The sequence below is a fragment of the Pseudovibrio sp. Ad26 genome (genome assembly GCF_001623285.1).
In the GTDB taxonomy this organism is placed as follows: Bacteria; Pseudomonadota; Alphaproteobacteria; order Rhizobiales; family Stappiaceae; genus Pseudovibrio; species Pseudovibrio ascidiaceicola.
In genome coordinates this window covers 26,722-46,376 of record NZ_LMCE01000016.1, presented here as the reverse complement: position 1 = coordinate 46,376, position 19,655 = coordinate 26,722, and the positions used below count along the sequence as shown (strand labels likewise).

Sequence of the window (19,655 nt, the reverse complement as noted above, 5' to 3'; positions counted from 1 at the left end):
GTGCAGATCACAGCCGAGCTGTGACATGATGGGGAGGATTTGTGCCATGAAGATGACGACCGAAGAGGCCTTTGTAAAAGTGCTTCAGATGCACGGGATTGATAACGCCTTTGGCATTATTGGTTCTGCCATGATGCCGGTTTCGGATCTCTTTCCCGCTGCAGGTGTCAAGTTCTGGGATTGCGCCCATGAATGTAACGCGGGCATGAGTGCGGACGGGTACTCCCGCGCGACTGGTAAGATGAGCATGGCGATTGCTCAGAACGGGCCGGGTATTACCAACTTCGTAACGCCGATCAAAACAGCTTACTGGAACCATACACCTCTGCTGCTTGTTACCCCGCAGGCCGCCAACAAGACCATCGGACAAGGTGGCTTTCAGGAGATTGAGCAAATGGCTCTCTTCGAGGATATGGTTTGCTATCAGGAAGAAGTTCGTGATCCTTCCCGCATCGCGGAAGTGCTGAACCGTGTGATTGAGAAAGCCTGGCGTGGGTGTGCTCCGGCGCAGATCAACATACCGCGCGATTTCTGGACGCAGGTGATCGACATCGAACTGCCGCAGATCGTACGCATGGAAAAACCTCGTGGTGGTGTGCAGTCTATCAAGAAGGCTGCTGAGTTACTTTCTGACGCTAAGTTCCCTGTCATTTTGAACGGAGCAGGTGTGGTTCTGAGTGGCGCTATACAGGCGTCCGCTGCTCTGGCAGAAAAGCTTAGCGCGCCAGTCTGTTGTGGCTATCAGCACAATGATGCGTTCCCCGGCAATCACCCGCTTTCCGTTGGCCCGCTTGGCTATAACGGCTCAAAAGCAGGCATGGAGATGATCTCGAAAGCGGATGTGGTGCTTGCTCTTGGGACGCGCCTCAATCCGTTCTCCACATTGCCTTGCTACGACATGGATTATTGGCCGAAGGACGCCAAGGTCATTCAGGTGGACATCAACTCTGACCGCATTGGCCTGACCAAAAAGGTGAGTGTTGGCATTCAGGGAGATGCTCGCGCTGTGGCGGAGCAGATCCTGGAAGAGCTGGCGGATCATGCAGGCAATGAAGGGCGTGAAGACCGCGAAGCACTGGTGCATCATGCGAAGTCTGCCTGGTTGCAGGAGCTTTCCTCCATGGATCACGAGGATGATGATCCGGGTACAAGCTGGAACGAGCGCGCCCGTACTCGCGAGCCTCAGAAGATGTCTCCACGCATGGCATGGCGCGCTATTCAGGCAGCACTGCCGAAAGAGGCGATCATCTCCTCTGACATTGGCAACAACTGTGCCATCGGCAATGCCTATCCGAGCTTTGATGAAGGGCGGAAGTATCTTGCTCCGGGTCTGTTCGGGCCTTGCGGGTATGGCCTGCCTGCCATTTTGGGCGCAAAGATTGGGCGTCCTGATGTGCCGGTGGTCGGCTTTGCCGGCGACGGTGCCTTTGGTATTTCCATGAACGAGATGACCGCGTGTGGCCGTGATGACTGGCCGCCAATCACCATGGTGATCTTCCGCAATTATCAATGGGGTGCGGAGAAGCGCAACACGACGCTGTGGTACGACGACAACTTTGTTGGCACTGAGCTCAATCTGGAAGTTCAGTACGCCAAGATTGCAGAGGCTTGCGGCCTGAAGGGCATTCAGGTGTTCGGCACTGATGAGCTGACCAAGACCCTGAACGACGCTATTGAAGGCCAAATGGAGCGTAACGAGACCACGTTCATTGAGGTGATCCTCAATCAGGAACTTGGAGAACCTTTCCGCAGAGACGCCATGAAAGCACCTGTTGCTGTCGCTGGCATCAACGCGGAAGATATGCGCGAACAAGAACTCGCGTAAGTCCCCCAGAAGTGCCCATCTCACCTCCTCAGAGAGGGGCCTGAACCTTAAAGCCCGCGCAGCTGACCACTGCTCGGGCTTTTTCTTTTAAGGTGTTTGAGGTTGGTTCGCACTCTGAGTAATGCAGCTGTATCGCACCTATCAGATTAGAAGAACACCCCGCACGCCGTGCGAGGTGTTGTCTTGAGTTATGCGCTTTCCAGTTCCTTCACACCGCGCATACGCAGGCTCTTGGGGTCGTACATTGGCTTGAAGGATGCTTCGGCATTGCACAGGGTGCCTTCGACGTCGATCTGGTAGCTGGAGGCGAGCATGTCTTTGATTGTTTCGCCTTTGCATGGCACGTAGCCAAGGCCGACAGCGCTGCCCAGAGTGTGGCCGTAGTTGCCGGAGGTGAGGTAGCCGACGATCTCACCATCGCGCAGGACAGGTTCGTTGTGATGCAGAAGTGGTTCTGAATCTTTCAACTTGAACTGCAGCATGCGGGATGAGAGGCCTTCTTCCTTCTTACGTAAGACCGCGTCTCTGCCGATGAAGGATGGTTTCTTGGTGCTGACAGCAAAGCCGAGACCTGCTTCCACAACATGATCTTCCTCGGTGATATCGTGACCGAAATGTCGGAAGCCTTTCTCAATACGCAGGGAATCCATTGCGTGGAGACCGCAGAGTTTCAGGTCGATATCGACGCCTGCTTCCACGAGTGTCTCATAGGCATGGGCGGCCATGTCGGTTGAGACATAGAGCTCCCAGCCCAGTTCAGCCACATAGGACACACGATGGGCTCGGGCCAATCCCATGCCGAGTTCGATCTCCTGCATGGTTCCGAATGGATGGTTCTCGTTGGACCAATCGTGATTGGATACTTTGGAGAGCAGCTCTCTTGAGTTTGGCCCCATCACCACCAATGTGGCTTCACCTGCTGTAATGTCAGTGATGACCACATTGGCGCCAGCCTTGTGCTTATTAAGCCAGCTGAGTTCCCGGATAACAGTGGCTGCTGGAGTTACGAGTAGATAAGCAGTCTCTGAGAGGCGCGTGACGGTGAGATCGGCTTCAATACCACCACGTTCATTGAGGAACTGCGTGTAGACAATTTTGCCGACAGGCACAGACATGTCTCCGCCGCACATATGATTGAGCAGGCTTTCCGCATCCGGGCCTTCAACGCGGATTTTGCCGAAGGAGGACATGTCATAGAGGCCGACATTGTTGCGGATGGCAAGGTGTTCTCGTTTGGAGTTCTCAAACCAGTTCTGGCGTTTCCAGGAGTAGTCGTAGTTTGGGGCCTGCCCCTGCTCTGCGAACCAGTTTGCGCGTTCCCAACCAGCAACTTCACCAAAAGCTGCGCCTGCTTGCTTGAGATGCTCATGAAGCGGAGAACGACGGACACCGCGTGCCGTGGCTTTCTGGCGGAAGGGGAAGTGATCGGCATAGAGCAGGCCGAGCGTTTCTTTCGAACGCTGATAGAGGAACGTTTTGTTGCCCATGAACGGCTGCATGCGCCTGATATCAACATCGGAAATATCAAAGGGTGGATGGCCATGCTCCATCCAATGGGCGAGCGCCATACCTGCACCACCAGCGGATTGAATACCGATGGAGTTGAAGCCAGCACAAACAAAGAAGTTCTTGAGTTCCGGCGCTTCACCCAGATGATAGGCATCATCCGGTGTGAAGCTTTCAGGGCCATTGAAGAAGGTATGAATGCCTGTTACGGCCAGCTCGGGGAAACGGTTGACCGCTTGTTCCAGGATGGGTTCGAAGTGCTCGATATCTTCTGGCAACTGGTCAAAACAGAAATCATCCGAGATGCCCTGCATTCCCCATGGTTTGGCGGTTGGCTCAAACGCGCCCAGTAGGATTTTGCCAGCATCTTCCTTGTAGTAGGCACATTCATCCGGTACGCGCAGCGTGGGGAGTTGTGGGAGGCCAGCGATGTTATCTGTGACCATGTAGAAGTGCTCACAGGCGTGTAACGGCACGTTGACACCAGCCATTTTGCCCAGTTGATGCGCCCACATGCCTGCACAGTTGACCACATAGTCAGCTGCGATGTGACCTTGCTCATCACTTCCATCTCGCTGCCAAGAGACACCTGAGACCGCTCCATTTTTCTTAGCGATGCCTGTGACTTTGACACCTTCAAACACCTGTGCTCCGCGTTGGCGGGCACCTTTGGCAAGAGCAAGCGCAATGTTGCCCGGGTCACCCTGCCCATCCTTTGGCAGGTAGACGGCCGCTGTTACATCCTGCGCATTTACATAGGGGTAGCGGTCCAACAGTTCTGAGGTGGAGATCTCTTCCACTTCCACCCCAAACGCCCGCGCCATTGCAGCTGATCGCAGGATCTCGCTGCGGCGTTCTTCGGTTAAGGCAACTGTGATTGATCCGTTGCGGCGGAAACCAGTCGCGATTTCAGTTTCGGCTTCCAGCTCGCCATAAAGCTCCTGCGAGTATTTGGCGAGGCGCGTCATGTTTTTGGATGCGCGTAATTGGGCGATCAGCCCTGCGGCATGCCAGGTGGTGCCGCACGTGAGTTGCTTACGCTCCAGCAGCACGATGTCCTGCCAGCCAAGCTTTGCCAGATGATACGCAACAGAACACCCGGCAATACCGCCACCAATGATCACGACACGCGCATTTTGCGGAATAGACTTCGTCATTGATCGCCTCCCCTCAACCAATTTGAAAAACAAAAGAAGAGCACAAATGTGCTCTTCTCAAAACAATACTTTCTTCGATCTATTCAGCTATGAGCGTTTTCCTCATTGCATCCACGATCTCATCGACATGACTTCGCTCTGCAATAAACGCTGGCGCCAGGATGGCTGTGTCCCCCGTCCATTTGGCGTGACAGCCGTTCCAGAACAATCGCTTTTGCATCTCGTTGCCGCGGATGCCCGGCTTACCGGCGAGCGGGTGAACCTCTACGCCGCCCATAAGCCCGTAGCCTCGGATATCCTTCACAATCGGGATATCCTGCAGGGACCAGATCGCATCAAGGAAGTAATCGCTCAGTTCGGCTGCCCGATCAAACAGGCCTTCTTCCTCGTAAATTTTAAGCGTCGCCAAACCTGCTGCACAGGCTGCTGGGTGTGCCGAATATGTGTAGCCATGGAAGAACTCGATCGCATTTTCTGGCGCTGCTTCGGTGATCGTTTCATAAACCTGATCCGACGCTGCAACGGCACCCATCGGGATTGCTCCGTTAGTGAGTGCTTTTGCCAATGTGATGATGTCTGGCATCACGTTGAACGCATCCACTGCAAACGGTTTGCCAAGACGACCGAAGCCAGTGATTACTTCATCAAACACCAGCAGAATGCCGTGCTCATCACAGATCTGGCGCACACGCTCCAGATAACCTTTTGGCGGGACGAGCGTGCCAGTGGAGCCTGCAACTGGCTCAATGAACACAGCTGCGATTGTGGAGCCGCCGTAGGTCTCACAGAAGCGCTGCAGATCATTTGCCAGTTCCACACCGGTTTCCGGCTGGCCTCTTGTGAAAGCGTTTTCCTCGTTCCATGTATGGCGCATCATGACGATGTTTGGCATGACAACCGGGAAAGTTTCGCGGTTTTTGACCATACCAGCCAAAGAAACACCGCCCATATTCACGCCATGATACGCCCGCTCGCGAGAGACAAAGCGAGTGCGCTGTGCATCACCGTTTGCACGATGATAGGCCATGACCATTTTCAGCGCGGTATCGATGGCCTCCGATCCTGAATTCACAAAAAACACGTGATTGAAAGGCTCTGGCATAATTTTGGTGAGTTTTGCCGCAAACTCAAAGGATGTCGGCTGGCCCAGCTGGAAGGGCGCTGTGTATCCGTTCTGCATCATCTGCGCATGAACGGCATCCGCAATCGACTTGCGCGCATGGCCTGCAGGTACATTAAACAGCCCGGAAGAGCCATCGACCAATCTGTCACCGTTCTGATTCCAAAGGTACATTCCCTCTGAACGGGTGATGAGACGCGGTGCGCTCTTAAATTCTTTGTTTGCGGAAAACGGCATCCAGTGTTGCTCAAGAGAATTGGTTTTCGCTTGTTCAATCGGCTCTGCAAGGACACTCATCTCGATCTTTCTCCTAGAACACTGAGTTATTCGCCAACAGTTCCCCAGAGGTACTGTGAGAAATATCTTGTCGCCGAAATAATAGGTCAGATAGGTCCAGTTGTTCTTGACCATAGAGCCAGATGAACTCATGCTGATACTTCACTCGTGATTTGGAGGGAGGGGCCAGCCATGAGATACAGCTTGTTTTCCGTTGACCGGGATGACAGTACGACGCTGCAAAGCCAGATCAGGGAGATGCTCGTCTCTGCTATCCTTTCCGGCCAACTTGCTGAAAACACACCGGTTCCTTCAACGCGTGCGTTGGCGAAGCGGTTGAGTGTTTCGCGTAACACGGTCATGCTGGCCTATCAGGCACTGGCCGCAGATGGGTATCTGATTACCCGTGAACGATCCGGCTTTTATGTGTCGCCAGAGGTAATTGAGAATCTGGGACAGCTGCCTGATCGGGTCCAACCCAAGGAACAAGTTCCCGGTGATCGTGTGGATTGGGCTTCCAAGTTACGGCTTACACCATCCACTCAGTTCAATATTTTGAAGACCGAGAACTGGCACAGCTATCCCTACCCGTTCATCTACGGTCAGGTGGACCCAACGCTGTTTCCCATCAGTGCATGGCGGGATTGTGTGCGTCAGACAATGAGCATCAAATGGCTGGATGCCTGGACGGATGACCGCTTTACGGCTGATGATCCGATGCTGATTGAGCAGATCCAGCGGCGCATCTTGATCCGGCGCGGTGTAATTGCCGAATCTGACGAGATTCTGGTGACGATGGGCGCGCAGAATGCTCTGTTTCTGATCGCGCATTTGTTTGTGAAACCGGATACACCTGTTGCAGTGGAAGACCCCGGATATCCTGATGTGCGAAACATCATGCGACTCAGGAGCTCCGACATTAGGGCCATTCCTGTGGATGAGGAAGGCATACGGGCCGACATGCTTGGGGATGCAAAGCTGGTGTATGTGACGCCGAGCCATCAGTTCCCCACCAACACCACGATGACGATGAAACGACGTCGCGAGGTGCTGGAATGGGCGGCCCAGTCCGACGCTCTGATTATTGAAGATGATTACGAGTACGAGACCAACTATCGCGGGCAACCGACCGCTGCTTTGCGGTCTGTCGATGCATCTGGGCGGGTGCTTTATGTGGGAAGTCTTTCCAAGTCCATCATGCCGGGGTTGAGGATTGGGTTTATTGTGGCACCGAAGCCGGTGATCAAGGAAATCCGCGCCATGCGGCGGCTGATGCTCCGCCATCCACCAGGCAACAACCAGCGCAGTGTTGCGTTGTTTCTGGCACAGGGCTCACAAGATGCGTTGATCAGCAAGTTGCACCATGCCTATTCAAGTCGCTGGAATGCGCTGAGCGAAGCTATGGAAACGCACTTTCCCGGCTGGGCGCAGGTTTCTGCGTTTGGTGGATCGTCCTTCTGGGTGAGCGGGCCACCTGAACTGGATGCAACGGTTCTTGCCCAAGAGGCGCTGAAGCAGGGTGTGCTGATTGAGCCGGGGAACGTGTTCTTTGCAGATGCGAACCAAGGTAAAAACTATTTCCGCCTTGGCTTTTCTTCAATCCACGCCGATAAAATTCCAAAGGGCATAGAATTACTATCGGAGACCGCAGATAAATTGCTGCGTCGCAGCACAAAAAGTAGCGATTGCTCATATACATCAGCATGAACATAGGATTCTTCGTTTATTTATACAGAGGAATCACTGTTATTGAGAAGCTCCAACCTAATCTTCCGCAGAGATATAGAGAATAATATTGGCAGATTGGGCACTTATAAATGAATACGGGTCGAGAAATACTGTCTGGTTCCATCGGGTTTCACCAACTGGCACTACCGGGACCTGCGGTTTCATAGTGTCCTCAATTGCTGAAAGCTTAGGTTTAAGGAAGTCCCAAGAATAGGGAACGCGTAAAAATAACGAGGGAATAAGAACTTAGCACCGCAGAGGGGGAATAGAGATGGCATTGAAGAAGCTTGCAGGAAAACTGGCTCTTGCAGCAGGCATGGTCGCGAGTCTTGGTATGAGCTCTGCTCACGCGCTTGAGAAAATCACCGTAGCCTATTTTCTGGAATGGCCCACCGCGAACCAAGCAGCCCAGATTGACAAGACCTACGACGAAGCGCTGGGTCTGGAAGTTGAGTGGCGGGCGTTTGGCAACGGAAACGAAATGGTTCAGGCCATGGTTTCCGGTGATGTGCAAATTGCGTACAGCAATGGGTTCGTGCCTTTCGTTGTTGGTGTTTCCTCCGGTGCTCCAATCAAACTTGTCGGCGTCGCCGTGACATATGCTGAGAACGACCTTTGCATTGTGCGCAATGACACCGGTATTACCAAGGCAAATGCCAAGGAATTGGAAGGCAAGAAGGTTGCCACTCCGATTGGCAACGTCACCCATTACAAGCTGATCCGCACGCTGGACCATCTGGGCGTTGACCTCGCAAAGGTGAACCTTGTGCAAATGAACCCGGCTGATGCAGCAGTTGCTGTTTTGCGTGGTGATGTGGCAATGGGCTGTGCCTTTGGTGGCGCACTCGACCGGATGAAAACGGTTGGCACTCCGCTGATGACTGGTGCAGAGCAGGAGGCCGTTGGCATCAATACCTTTGATGTGGTGAACGTGACCAGCGACTTTGCTGCTGAACATCCTGATCTGGTGAAGAAGTTCATGGAGGTCACCAATCAAGCCAACACAGCTTACAACACAGACCCTAACGCCATGTACGACAAGATTGCGCGTGCTGCGGGTATGGACATTGAGCCCGCGAAGAAGATGATCGCGAACTTTGGTTTCCCAACCAATGAAGAGCAGTTGAGTGAGAACTGGCTCGGCGGCGGCATTCAGGCTGCAGCAAAAGGCGTGGCAGATGTCATGGTTTCTGCAGGTGGACTTGATGAAGCGCTGGATGATTACTCCCAGTTCGTCGACGCAAGCTACCTTAAATAAAAGACTTTTGAAAATGGCGGGCAATGTCCCGCCATTCTTCCAATAAAAAGACCGGGCGAACCAGGCATTTTCCAAAGAACCGGGAGAAGCGCTTTGAGTGGAATAGTTGCCGACAATATCTCTATGGTGTTCACCCTTCCCAACGGTGATCAAGTCCATGCTCTCAACAACGTCAATTTGAATGTGAAGGACGGTGAAATCATCTCCGTTCTTGGTCCATCGGGATGCGGTAAAACAACTCTTCTCAACATCATCGCAGGCTTTCTTCGCCCCACCTCCGGTAAGATCATTCGTGAGAATGAGGAGGTGACTGGCCCTGGTTCTGACCGCGGAATGGTGTTTCAGCAGGGCGCCTTGTTTGAATGGATGACAGTTGAGAAGAACATCGCATTCGGGCCCAAAATGGCAGGGCGGCCTGCAGCGGAGACCAAACGCAAAGTGGATGAGCTTTTGCAGATTGTCGGACTGCAGGATTTTGGCAAAAAGCCTGTCTATCAGCTCTCCGGCGGCATGCAGCAACGCGTCGCATTGGCCCGCTGTCTTGCTAATGATCCGGAAGTGATCCTGATGGATGAGCCTCTTGGAGCGCTGGATGCTTTGACCCGCGAGAAGATGCAGAGCCTTGTGCTGAAGCTTTGGAAAGAGACGCGTAAGACCATCATTCTCATCACACACTCTGTTGAAGAAGCCTTATTCCTTGGGGAGAGGCTTATCGTGATGGCCCCGCGTCCGGGCCGTATTCTACGTGAGTACGAGCTGCCGTTTGCCGACCGCGGATTGGTAGAGAGCCCACGTCAGATTAAAGCTTCCCATGAGTTTGTAGAGACACGTGAGGAAGTCCTGTCCCTTATTTGGGGCATGGAAGAAGAGATTATGGGTAACGACCAAGAACTTGAACCAGCATAGGAGGCCAACATGAGCAAACACCATACACCGCCTTCAGGAGTCTCCGTCTGGCTCGGGCTTAAAGACAATGTTTTCACACAGCAGAAGACCGTTCGCTTTGGTGATGCCAGCGCAGTCAATTCGGGTCGGTTTTATTCGATCCTGACTGTTGTCATTCTGCTGTCTGCCTGGGGTATTGCCAGCGCACTCGGTATGCTGGAAAGCTTCTATTGGCCGTCAGTCAACGCAACTCTCACCCGGATGGGCAAGTTGCTTTCTGAAGGTTTCCGTAATGTCGCCTTCTGGGATCACATTGGTATTTCGGTGTTCCGCGTCCTTGGAGGCGTGCTGTTAGGGGCACTTGTTGGCATTCCTCTTGGACTGGCCATGGGCCTTTCCTCAATTGCGCGTGGTTTATTCGATCCGATCGTGGAGTTCATGCGTCCGATCCCACCGCTTGCTCTGATTCCACTGATCATTCTGTGGTTTGGTATTGATGAGACTGCGAAGATCTTCCTGCTGTTTCTGGCGTCTTTGTTTATCATGACTATTGCAGCGCGATCTGGCGTAAACAGCGTCAAGATCACCAAGGTGCATGCTGCTTATTCACTTGGAGCATCTCGTACACAGATCCTATTTCATGTGATTTTGCCAAACGCACTGCCGGAGATTTTCACCGGTCTCAGAACCGCCATGGGCGTTTGCTGGGGCACTGTTGTTGCCGCAGAACTGGTTGCAGCGGACAAGGGCGTTGGTTCCATGATTATGATTGCAAAGAACTTTTTACAAACGGATACGGTGGTGATAGGGATCATGGTCATCGGGCTCATCGGGTACACCATTGAGCTTGGTATGCGGTATTTGGAACGCTTGCTCATTCCATGGCAAGGCAAAGGCTGATTGCAGCCAAAGGCCACTCAAAACCAGAAGGGAAGAGCTGAAGGGCTCTTCCCTTTTTTGCATATCCACTTTGTCCTGAAACCTTGACTATGAACAATTAGCGGTTGATTTTGTCCGTGGAAGCTCCCATTTTTTGAGAGTGGGGTTGAGAGCTATGTCAGTCTTTTTTTGCACTAACTCATCCCACAGCAACTTAAAAATATATCGCCTTTTGAAGAGCTGCTATTCCACGTGAGTTCCTTCTGCGGGCGAAACACCCAAAAGGCATTCAGCGCTTTAATTTTGTTGGCAGCAGACCTTTTGCGGCACCTGATCGTTTGAGGGAATTGTAATGAAGACCGTCGTAATTGCAGGCGCAACCGGCTATCTGGGCTCTTATCTCACCTCCTATTATCAGCGGGAGGGCTGGTGCGTCCGTGCTCTTGTTCGCAATGAACAGGTTGCCCGCACGAAGGGCCTTGAAGCCAGTGAGTTTTTTGAGGGTGAAGTCACTCAACCGAACAGCTTGATCGGGCTGATGGATGATGTTGACCTTGTTGTCTCTGCGCTTGGTATTACCCGCCAGAAAGACGGCTTAAGCTACAACGACGTGGATTTTCGGGCCAACAAGAATCTGCTTGATCTCGCAATAGAAAACAGTGTCCCTCACTTTGCGTATGTCCATGTGCTGAACGCGAGCAAACTGTTGAATGTGAAACTGGTACGCGCCAAGCAGCACTTTGTTGAGGTGCTTCAGTCGGCGCCAATCAAAAGCACAGTTATTTCTCCAAGCGGCTACTTCTCCGATATTGAGGAGTTCCGGGGCATGGCGAAATCTGGCCGGGTTTACATGTTTGGTTCTGGAGACTTCCGTATCAACCCGATCCACGGGGCAGACCTCGCCGCAGCTTGCTTTGAGATTATCGAAGAAGGGCAAGCCTACGCCGAGGTTGGTGGTCCGGTGAAGTATACCCACAACGAGTTGGCTGAAATCGCCTTTAAGAGCTTGAGCAAAAAAACCAGGATCACGCATTTCCCCAATTGGATCAGCATTGCACTACAGCGGGTGCTGGAGACGTTCACTTCAGTAAAAACTTATGGACCGATCCAGTTTTTCCTGAGTGCCATGCGGATGGACATGATTGGAAAGTGCTACGGCAAAATCCGGCTGGAAGATCACTTCGCCCAACTGGAGCAAAAGGAAAAGCAAAACACTGGCTAGATCTCGCTAGTTGAACGTCGGCTCTGCCGAGTTGCGTGTTGCCATACGGTAACGGCTGCCTGGGTGCACAAGGCGTACATAAGTTATGCCCTGCCCTGAAATCCATGTGCGACGCTCAATCGTGAAAACAGGCTCACACTCTTGCAGCTGCAGGAGCCGCTGCTCCTCAGCTGTGGCTTTGTCGGCGCGGAAGACGTGCTCAATGTTTGGATGTGGGACGCGTTGTAGCAGCCATTCATTTGGGCCGATATCAGCAAAACTCTCCTGCGAGGCTTCAGGCAATGCTGTGATATTGATCCAGCGCACGTCAAGTTGCTGCGGAATGCCGTCACCATAATGCAAGCTTTTCAGAAAAAGAGCTTTCTCGTTTTGCTCCAATCCAAGCTGGGCACGAACATCTTCCGGCGGCAGGGCTTCCAGGCGCTCCAGTAGCAGGTACTTGTAAGACTGATCCTTGTTTTCGATTTCTTGTCGGATCACTGGAATGGAAATAGTTGCAGGATGGGATTTCGGTTGAACGACACGGGTGCCAGCTTTACGGCGGCGTTCGACCAGACCGGCGTCCGCAAGCTCTCGCATCGCGCGGTTGACGGTTGATCGGGTACACCCAAACTCCTCAGAAAGCGCTTGCTCACTTGGCAGCAAATCACCGGGCTGCCATTGCTGGCTGGTGATCCGTTCCTGCAAAATGCCTCTAATTTCCTTATAGGATCGCAAGCGCTTGTCCCGTCGTTTTCATATGAAATAGATTGCGGCGTTGTTAGGCTGCTTCCAGCAAAACTGCAAGCTGTTCTCTGTATTTAGCCGTGATAGCTGCACGGTGGATGTGCTGTCCGTCTTTCACCATGTGGCGCCCGGCCGACCAGACATCGGTCACAACACGGTCATCACCTGCAAAGATCCAATAGTCGAGATATTGGTCTGGTCTCAGGCCTGCAAACTCAACGCGAGTGGTGTCGATTGCAACCACATCAGCCAGATGACCTACCTTCAGCTCACCAGTGCGCCGACCAAGCGCTTGTGCACCGCCTTTGGCAGAGGCCTGATACATGGCGGTGCCGACAGAGCCTTCTCCACACAACATGACATTGCGGGACTGATCACGCAGGCGTTGGCTGTATTCAAGAATGCGCAGTTCTTCAGAGAGCGAGATACGCAGGTTACTGTCCGAGCCGACACCATAGACACCACCAGCTTCGATGAATGTTGGGCCGTTAAAGATGCCGTCGCCGAGATTCGCCTCCGTAATCGGACAGAGACCTGCGACTGCACCAGCCTTCGCCATGGCCACGGTTTCCTCTGTGGTCATGTGGGTTGCATGCACGAAGCACCAGTTGTCTTGCACATCAACATTGCTCAATAACCATTCGATTGGCCGTGCGCCCAGCCAATCCTGAACGGCTTCCACTTCCTTCATCTGCTCTGAGATGTGGATGTGAACAGGCTTGCCTGCAAACGTGGAAGCAATCTCGCGCAACTGAGATGGGTTGGTTGCCCGCAGTGAATGTGGTGCGATACCGACCTGACAGTCAGCGGGTAGAGTGGCAGCCAGCGTTTTCGACGCCTGCTCAATGAGTTGCAGATGACGATCCAGATCATTGCCGAACCGCAGTTGACCGCCACTGAGTGGCTGTTCGCCTGCACCGCCGTAGGAATACAGCACCGGCAGATGTGCGAGGCCGATGCCTGTCTGGCTGGCAGCGGCAAAGATGCGGTCGCTCATTTCTGCAAGGGTGTCGTAGGGTGTTCCATCTGGTTGGTGATGGAGGTAGTGGAACTCACCCACACTGGCATAGCCAGCCTCTAACATCTCCATATAGACCAGCGCTGCGATTGCCTCAGCTTGTTCAGGGCGCAATTGCCCCAAAAAGCGATACATGAGCTCACGCCAGGTCCAGAAACTATCTTTTCCCTTTTGGCGCACTTCTGTCATGCCAGCCATTGCGCGTTGGAAGGCATGTGAATGCAAGTTGGCAGGAGCAGGACAGATCATTCTGCTCTTGCCGGAAACCTCTTCGCCTTCAGGTCTTACCCCAGTCTCAACGGCTTTGATTGTACCGTTGTCGTCCAAGCGCAAGCGCACATTTTCAGTTAGACCAGTGGGAAGTAAAGTCTGCCCTGCAAAGATGGTTTTCATTGCTCACTCAATAGGTTTGATGTGAAACGATGATCAGCTCAGATCATTTTTACATTAATAAGCATATACATAAATGCAACTCACACAACCACACCATTCTTCTAAGATATCACCATATAATGATAAAAATGGCTGAATTTAGCTATTTATTCAACATCCTCAGGCGCATCGGCTTAAGAATTACGCACATTGCACATTTTTTATGTATAGACATTAAGCGATTTCCATGTAGATTTTTACTGAAGTGAATTCACGTGGAATCTCGGGAGGGTCCATGACAAGCGGGAGAACCGTACTCACCAACCTGACAGCTGCAACTCTTTCTGAGCAGTCGGATGGTTATGGCCTGATCCATGGCGCAGCGATTGCCATTGAAGACGACACAATCTGTTGGATTGGCCCTGAGCAGGATTTGCCAGAGGACTGGAAAGAGGTTTCGCAAACCGACCTTGGCGGACGCCTCGCAACACCGTCTCTCGTTGATTGCCACACGCATATTGTCTATGGCGGTTCCCGCGCTCGTGAGTTTGAAATGCGGTTGAATGGTGCGACCTATGAAGAGATTGCCCGCGCCGGTGGTGGTATTCGTTCCACTGTTGCTGCTACGCGCGCTGCCAGTGAAGAAGACCTGTTAGCCAATGCATTGCCACGCGTTGATGCATTGCTGGCGGAGGGTGTGACACTTCTGGAGATTAAGTCCGGTTATGGGCTGGATCTGAATACCGAGCTGAAAATGCTGCGAGTTGCCCGCAAGATTGGTGAACTTCGGCCAGTCAAGGTCCTGACCACCTTCCTCGGCGCACATGCGTTGCCGCCTGAGTATGAAGGACGCAGTGATGCCTATATCAGCTTTGTTTGCGATGAAGTGCTCCCTGCTGTTCAGGCCGAGAACCTTGCCGATGCGGTTGATGCATTCTGTGAAGGGATTGCGTTTTCACCTGAGCAGGTCAGCCTCGTATTTGACCGGGCACAGGAGCTTGGCCTGCCAGTTAAAATTCATTCTGAGCAGCTCTCCAATCTTGGTGGCACAGCTATGGCAGCCAGCCACAAAGCGCTTTCCGCTGATCATCTGGAGTATTTGGATGCCGCCGGTATTGCGAGCATGAAGGAAGCAGGAACTGTTGCCGTTCTGCTGCCGGGCGCATTCTACTTCCTGCGTGAAATTCAACATCCTCCTCTTCAGGAATTGCGCGATGCCGGTGTTCCTATTGCTCTGGCGACAGATGCCAATCCAGGGTCCTCTCCCCTCACCTCGCTTCTGCTGTGTATGAACATGGCGTGCACTTTGTTCCGCATGACACCGCAGGAAGCGCTGGCTGGGATTACTCGCAATGCAGCCCAAGCACTGGGGCAAGCGGAGACTTGTGGAACTTTGGAAGCAGGCAAGCAGGCAAACATTGCGATCTGGGATGTAAAGGAGCCAGCCGAACTGGCCTATCGGATCGGGTTCAACCCACTGAACCGCCTGTATTTCCTCGGCAAAGACATCACAAAAACACAAGCAAATTAAGCACTGAGGCATTTATGACTAGTTCCCCCACCGTCTCTTCCAAACCTAAGCTGATTTTAAAACCGGGAGAAATTGCACTTTCTCAGCTTCAGCGGATCTATCGCACTGAGGCTAATGTAGAACTGGACCGCTCTTGCAAAGAAGATGTTGAACGAGCTGCTACTGTTGTGCATGCAGCGGCACAGGGCGATACACCGGTGTATGGGGTGAATACGGGATTTGGGAAGCTTGCTTCTGTCAAAATCCCTAGCGATGATACTGCTACCCTACAGAGAAACCTCATTCTTTCGCATTGCTGCGGCGTTGGTGATGTGCTGCCGCAAAACATTGTGCGTTTGGTGATTGTGCTAAAACTCGCCTCGCTGGGTCGTGGCGCATCTGGTGTACGGTGGGAGTTGATTGAGTGTCTTGAGCAGATGCTGGCGCACAATGTTGTGCCAGTGGTTCCTGGTCAGGGAAGTGTGGGGGCTTCCGGTGACCTGGCTCCACTTTCTCACGTTGCAGCTGTGATGCTCGGTGAAGGAGAGGCCTTCTTTGGTGGTGTGCGCGTTTCTGGCAAAGAAGCGATGCAGTTGGCTGGTATTCCGACTATTCAGCTGGCAGCGAAGGAAGGCCTTGCGCTGATCAATGGCACGCAAGTGTCTACCGCGTTGGCACTCGCTGGTTTGTTCCAGGCCCATCGCCTTGCGAAGACTGCGTTGATTACCGGTGCTATGTCTGTAGATGCGCTGATGGGTTCGGGCGCTCCGTTCCGCCCTGAGATCCATGAGTTGCGCGGTCATAAAGGCCAGATCTCTGCCGCCGCGACCATTCGCGAGCTGATGTCTGGCTCAGCCATCCGCGAAAGCCATCGCGAAGATGATGAACGCGTGCAAGATCCGTATTGCCTGCGCTGTCAGCCGCAGGTGATGGGTGCTGTATTGGGGCTTCTTGCTCAGGTTGCTTATACGCTTGAGATTGAGGCCAATGCAGTGACTGATAACCCGCTTGTCTTCAAAGACGGCTCCATTGTTTCTGGCGGCAATTTCCATGCTGAACCAGTAGCGTTTGCTGCTGATCAGACTGCACTTGCCATTGCCGAGATTGGCGCAATTTCGCAGCGCCGGATCGCGACGCTCGTTGATCCTGCACTGAACTACGGTCTGCCGCCGTTCCTGACGCCAAATCCAGGTCTCAATTCCGGCTTTATGATTGCGGACGTGACCTCTGCAGCGCTTTACAGCGAGAACAAGCAGCGTGCGGCTCCGTGCTCCGTGGATTCAACGCCGACCAGTGCCAATCAGGAAGACCATGTTTCCATGGCGACCCATGCTGCACGGCGCTTGATTGATATGAACGCCAACCTTTCCCAGATCATCGGCATTGAGTTGCTAATGGCGGCTCAAGGCATTGAGTTCCGTACTCCGCTCAAAACCAGTCCGATCTTGCAGGAAGTCATCAAAGCTGTACGCACTGAGGTGGAAGAGCTGGAAGACGATCGCTACATGGCGCCAGATCTGGAAAAAGCGGCAGAGCTTGTTGCTTCTGGTCGAATTTTTGATGCGGCCAGCAAAGCTCAGTTTTTCAAGTTAGAGGAGGTCTGATTGACCTATTCCTTCTCCCCCCTGATCAAACAAGGCGACAGTCCGATTGTTCTGACCCAGCCGCATGGTGGCACAGATGTACCGCTGACTATCTGGGACAGGTTCAACACCGTGGGACAAGCGCTGGCCGATACGGACTGGCACATCAACCGCCTTTATGATGGTCTGCTGGAAAACGCGAGTGTGATCCAGACACCCGTGCATCGTTATGTGATTGATGCCAACCGTGATCCGGCAGGTGTCTCACTTTATCCAGGACAGAACACGACTACGCTTTGCCCGCTGACTGACTTTGACGGACGCCCTATCTATCGAGATGGGCAAAAGCCGTCTAATGATGAAGTTGAGGAACGACGCGCCAGTTTTCACACACCGTATCACGAGGCGATTGCCGAAGAGCTGGAGCGTGTGCGGCAGAAGTTTGGTGTTGCTGTTCTTTACGACTGCCATTCCATCCGCTCCAACATCCCGTTTCTGTTTGAAGGCGAACTGCCAGTCTTCAACATTGGCAGTAATGTTGGACAGACGTGCGCTCCTATGATTGAGCAGATCACCGTTGAGGCCTGCCGTGCAGATGTCAGCGTGGAAACGGTGGTCAACACCCGCTTTAAAGGTGGTTGGACCACACGCCATTACGGGAAGCCCGAGACCGGTACCCATGCCATTCAGATGGAAACAGCGCAGCGGGCCTATATGTTTGAGCAGAGCCCGTGGGCTTACGCTCCAGAGCGCGCGAACAAGACACGCGCCACTCTCAAATCCATTCTTACTCAGTTAGAAGCGCAGGCCCTTGCAGGGGCATTTTCAAACGCCAGTACAAGTCGCTAACGGAGCCGACAATGACCGATACGCTCACTCAAGACCCTCGCAAGAATACGCGCGATATCTTTCCACCAACCGGGCCAGAGCTGAATGCCAAAAGCTGGCTGACGGAAGCACCGTTGCGCATGCTTATGAACAACCTGCACCCTGATGTGGCTGAAAACCCGCATGAACTGGTGGTGTATGGTGGCATTGGCCGTGCTGCGCGCACCTGGAAAGATTTCGACACCATTGTCGATAGCCTCAAAAAGCTGGAAGCTGATGAAACCCTGCTGGTTCAATCCGGCAAGCCGGTTGGCGTGTTCCGCACACACGAAAATGCACCCCGCGTTTTGATCGCCAATTCCAACCTTGTACCGCATTGGGCGAACTGGGATCACTTCAACGAACTGGATAAAAAAGGTCTGGCGATGTACGGCCAGATGACCGCTGGTTCATGGATTTACATTGGCTCTCAGGGCATTGTTCAGGGCACATACGAGACCTTCGTTGAGGCAGGCCGTCAGCACTATGGTGGAGATCTGAAAGGCAAGTGGATCCTAACCGGTGGCCTTGGCGGTATGGGTGGCGCTCAGCCGCTTGCTGCGGTCATGGCCGGAGCGTCTTGTCTGGCCGTTGAGTGTAACGAAGACAGCATCGATTTCCGCCTGCGCACCAAATACGTCGATGAGAAAGCCAAGACGCTTGATGAAGCGTTGGAGCTGATTGAGCGCTGGACTGCGGCTGGTGAAGCCAAGTCTGTTGGCTTGCTCGGCAATGCGGCTGACATCTTCGCTGAACTGGTTGAGCGTGGTGTTCGTCCGGATATCGTGACAGATCAGACGTCTGCCCATGACCCGATCAATGGCTACCTGCCGCAGGGCTGGACCATGGCGCAGTGGAAAGAAAAACGCGAGAGCGATCCGAAGGCCGTTGAGAAAGCGGCCCGTGCCTCCATGAAAGTACATGTGAAGGCGATGCTGGACTTCCATGAACGCGGTGTTCCAACAGTTGATTACGGCAACAACATCCGTCAGATGGCGTTTGAAGAAGGCTTAGAGAACGCCTTCGACTTCCCAGGATTTGTCCCTGCCTACATTCGTCCGTTGTTCTGTAAAGGTGTTGGTCCATTCCGTTGGGCCGCGCTTTCCGGTGATCCAGAGGACATCTATAAGACAGACCAAAAGGTGAAGGAACTCATTCCTGATGATCCGCACCTGCACAACTGGCTGGATATGGCGCGAGAGCGTATCTCCTTCCAGGGGTTGCCAGCACGTATCTGCTGGGTCGGTCTGGGTCAGCGCCACCGCCTCGGGCTTGCGTTTAATGAGATGGTTCGCAATGGCGAGCTGAAGGCTCCTGTCGTGATTGGTCGTGATCATCTGGATTCCGGCTCTGTTGCGTCGCCAAATCGTGAAACGGAATCCATGATGGATGGCTCTGATGCTGTTTCTGACTGGCCGCTGCTTAATGCGCTGTTGAATACTGCTTCTGGCGCAACATGGGTGTCTCTGCACCATGGCGGTGGTGTTGGTATGGGCTTTTCCCAGCATTCCGGCATGGTGATTTGCTGTGACGGAACGAAAGAAGCTGATGAGCGTGTTGGCCGTGTGCTGTGGAATGACCCTGCGACAGGTGTCATGCGCCATGCGGACGCAGGCTACCAATTGGCAATTGATTGCGCCAAGGAGAATGGTTTGAACTTACCATCTCTAGGTAAGTAACTGACTCGGGAGCACAAACCTTTCCTGATTGAGACAGCTACTCC

The 19,655-nt window shown here is 53.2% G+C and carries 14 protein-coding genes; 10 read left to right on the top strand and 4 right to left on the bottom strand.

The annotated features are described in order from the left end of the window. The first annotated feature begins 46 nt into the window (after positions 1-46). Positions 47-1,825, top strand: coding sequence for a sulfoacetaldehyde acetyltransferase (gene xsc / locus PsAD26_RS04405; RefSeq protein WP_063286688.1), 1,779 nt, complete (start codon positions 47-49; stop codon positions 1,823-1,825). Positions 1,826-2,013: 188 nt separating this feature from the next. Here the strand turns inward: xsc and PsAD26_RS04400 are convergent, their stop codons facing one another. Further along, positions 2,014-4,488, bottom strand: a complete 2,475-nt coding sequence (locus tag PsAD26_RS04400; RefSeq protein WP_063309433.1) for an FAD-dependent oxidoreductase — start codon at positions 4,486-4,488, stop codon at positions 2,014-2,016. Positions 4,489-4,567: 79 nt separating this feature from the next. Continuing rightward, positions 4,568-5,905, bottom strand: a complete 1,338-nt coding sequence (locus PsAD26_RS04395; protein WP_063295089.1) for an aminotransferase class III-fold pyridoxal phosphate-dependent enzyme — start codon at positions 5,903-5,905, stop codon at positions 4,568-4,570. Positions 5,906-6,076: 171 nt separating this feature from the next. Here PsAD26_RS04395 and PsAD26_RS04390 point away from each other — a divergent pair, with 171 nt between their 5' ends. The 5 genes from PsAD26_RS04390 (at position 6,077) to PsAD26_RS04370 (ending at position 11,856) form a co-directional block, all read left to right on the top strand. After that, positions 6,077-7,591: a PLP-dependent aminotransferase family protein gene (locus PsAD26_RS04390; RefSeq protein ID WP_063309432.1), complete on the top strand. Its 1,515-nt coding sequence runs from the start codon at positions 6,077-6,079 to the stop codon at positions 7,589-7,591. Positions 7,592-7,883: 292 nt separating this feature from the next. Next, positions 7,884-8,870: an ABC transporter substrate-binding protein gene (locus tag PsAD26_RS04385; RefSeq protein WP_063309431.1), complete on the top strand. Its 987-nt coding sequence runs from the start codon at positions 7,884-7,886 to the stop codon at positions 8,868-8,870. 123 nt (positions 8,871-8,993) lie between these two features. Then, positions 8,994-9,776, top strand: coding sequence for an ABC transporter ATP-binding protein (locus tag PsAD26_RS04380; protein ID WP_063309430.1), 783 nt, complete (start codon positions 8,994-8,996; stop codon positions 9,774-9,776). Positions 9,777-9,785: 9 nt separating this feature from the next. Next, complete coding sequence (locus PsAD26_RS04375; RefSeq protein WP_057464094.1) at positions 9,786-10,655, top strand: ABC transporter permease subunit; 870 nt, start codon at positions 9,786-9,788, stop codon at positions 10,653-10,655. 331 nt (positions 10,656-10,986) lie between these two features. Then, complete coding sequence (locus PsAD26_RS04370) at positions 10,987-11,856, top strand: SDR family oxidoreductase (protein WP_063309429.1); 870 nt, start codon at positions 10,987-10,989, stop codon at positions 11,854-11,856. A gap of 6 nt (positions 11,857-11,862) precedes the next feature. On the opposite strand, the gene PsAD26_RS04365 is transcribed toward PsAD26_RS04370, so the two are convergent. Continuing rightward, positions 11,863-12,573 (bottom strand): UTRA domain-containing protein, encoded by a 711-nt coding sequence (locus PsAD26_RS04365; protein ID WP_063309428.1) that lies wholly within the window; start codon positions 12,571-12,573, stop codon positions 11,863-11,865. Between the two features lie 43 nt (positions 12,574-12,616). Then, positions 12,617-13,993 (bottom strand): formimidoylglutamate deiminase, encoded by a 1,377-nt coding sequence (locus PsAD26_RS04360; RefSeq protein ID WP_063309427.1) that lies wholly within the window; start codon positions 13,991-13,993, stop codon positions 12,617-12,619. 274 nt (positions 13,994-14,267) lie between these two features. Between PsAD26_RS04360 and hutI the strand changes: the two genes are divergently transcribed. The 4 genes from hutI to hutU are packed head-to-tail and all read left to right on the top strand — an operon-like array spanning position 14,268 to position 19,611. After that, the gene (gene hutI, locus PsAD26_RS04355; protein WP_063309426.1) at positions 14,268-15,503 is read left to right on the top strand and encodes an imidazolonepropionase; all 1,236 of its coding nucleotides are present in this window, start codon (positions 14,268-14,270) and stop codon (positions 15,501-15,503) included. Positions 15,504-15,517: 14 nt separating this feature from the next. Next, positions 15,518-17,086, top strand: a complete 1,569-nt coding sequence (gene hutH, locus PsAD26_RS04350; protein WP_063309425.1) for a histidine ammonia-lyase — start codon at positions 15,518-15,520, stop codon at positions 17,084-17,086. After that, positions 17,087-17,914 carry an N-formylglutamate deformylase gene (hutG, locus tag PsAD26_RS04345; RefSeq protein WP_084403569.1) on the top strand — a complete coding sequence of 276 codons (828 nt, stop codon included), beginning with the start codon at positions 17,087-17,089 and terminating at the stop codon, positions 17,912-17,914. Between the two features lie 11 nt (positions 17,915-17,925). Next, positions 17,926-19,611 carry a urocanate hydratase gene (gene hutU, locus PsAD26_RS04340; RefSeq protein ID WP_063309424.1) on the top strand — a complete coding sequence of 562 codons (1,686 nt, stop codon included), beginning with the start codon at positions 17,926-17,928 and terminating at the stop codon, positions 19,609-19,611. Positions 19,612-19,655: the final 44 nt, after the last annotated feature.

Coding starts and splice junctions, on each gene's coding strand:
- xsc (WP_063286688.1), top strand. CDS start 47: ATGAAGATGACGACCGAAGAGGCCTTTGTAAAAGTGCTTCAGATGCAC.
- PsAD26_RS04400 (WP_063309433.1), bottom strand. CDS start 4,488: ATGACGAAGTCTATTCCGCAAAATGCGCGTGTCGTGATCATTGGTGGC.
- PsAD26_RS04395 (WP_063295089.1), bottom strand. CDS start 5,905: ATGAGTGTCCTTGCAGAGCCGATTGAACAAGCGAAAACCAATTCTCTT.
- PsAD26_RS04390 (WP_063309432.1), top strand. CDS start 6,077: ATGAGATACAGCTTGTTTTCCGTTGACCGGGATGACAGTACGACGCTG.
- PsAD26_RS04385 (WP_063309431.1), top strand. CDS start 7,884: ATGGCATTGAAGAAGCTTGCAGGAAAACTGGCTCTTGCAGCAGGCATG.
- PsAD26_RS04380 (WP_063309430.1), top strand. CDS start 8,994: ATGGTGTTCACCCTTCCCAACGGTGATCAAGTCCATGCTCTCAACAAC.
- PsAD26_RS04375 (WP_057464094.1), top strand. CDS start 9,786: ATGAGCAAACACCATACACCGCCTTCAGGAGTCTCCGTCTGGCTCGGG.
- PsAD26_RS04370 (WP_063309429.1), top strand. CDS start 10,987: ATGAAGACCGTCGTAATTGCAGGCGCAACCGGCTATCTGGGCTCTTAT.
- PsAD26_RS04360 (WP_063309427.1), bottom strand. CDS start 13,993: ATGAAAACCATCTTTGCAGGGCAGACTTTACTTCCCACTGGTCTAACT.
- hutI (WP_063309426.1), top strand. CDS start 14,268: ATGACAAGCGGGAGAACCGTACTCACCAACCTGACAGCTGCAACTCTT.
- hutH (WP_063309425.1), top strand. CDS start 15,518: ATGACTAGTTCCCCCACCGTCTCTTCCAAACCTAAGCTGATTTTAAAA.
- hutU (WP_063309424.1), top strand. CDS start 17,926: ATGACCGATACGCTCACTCAAGACCCTCGCAAGAATACGCGCGATATC.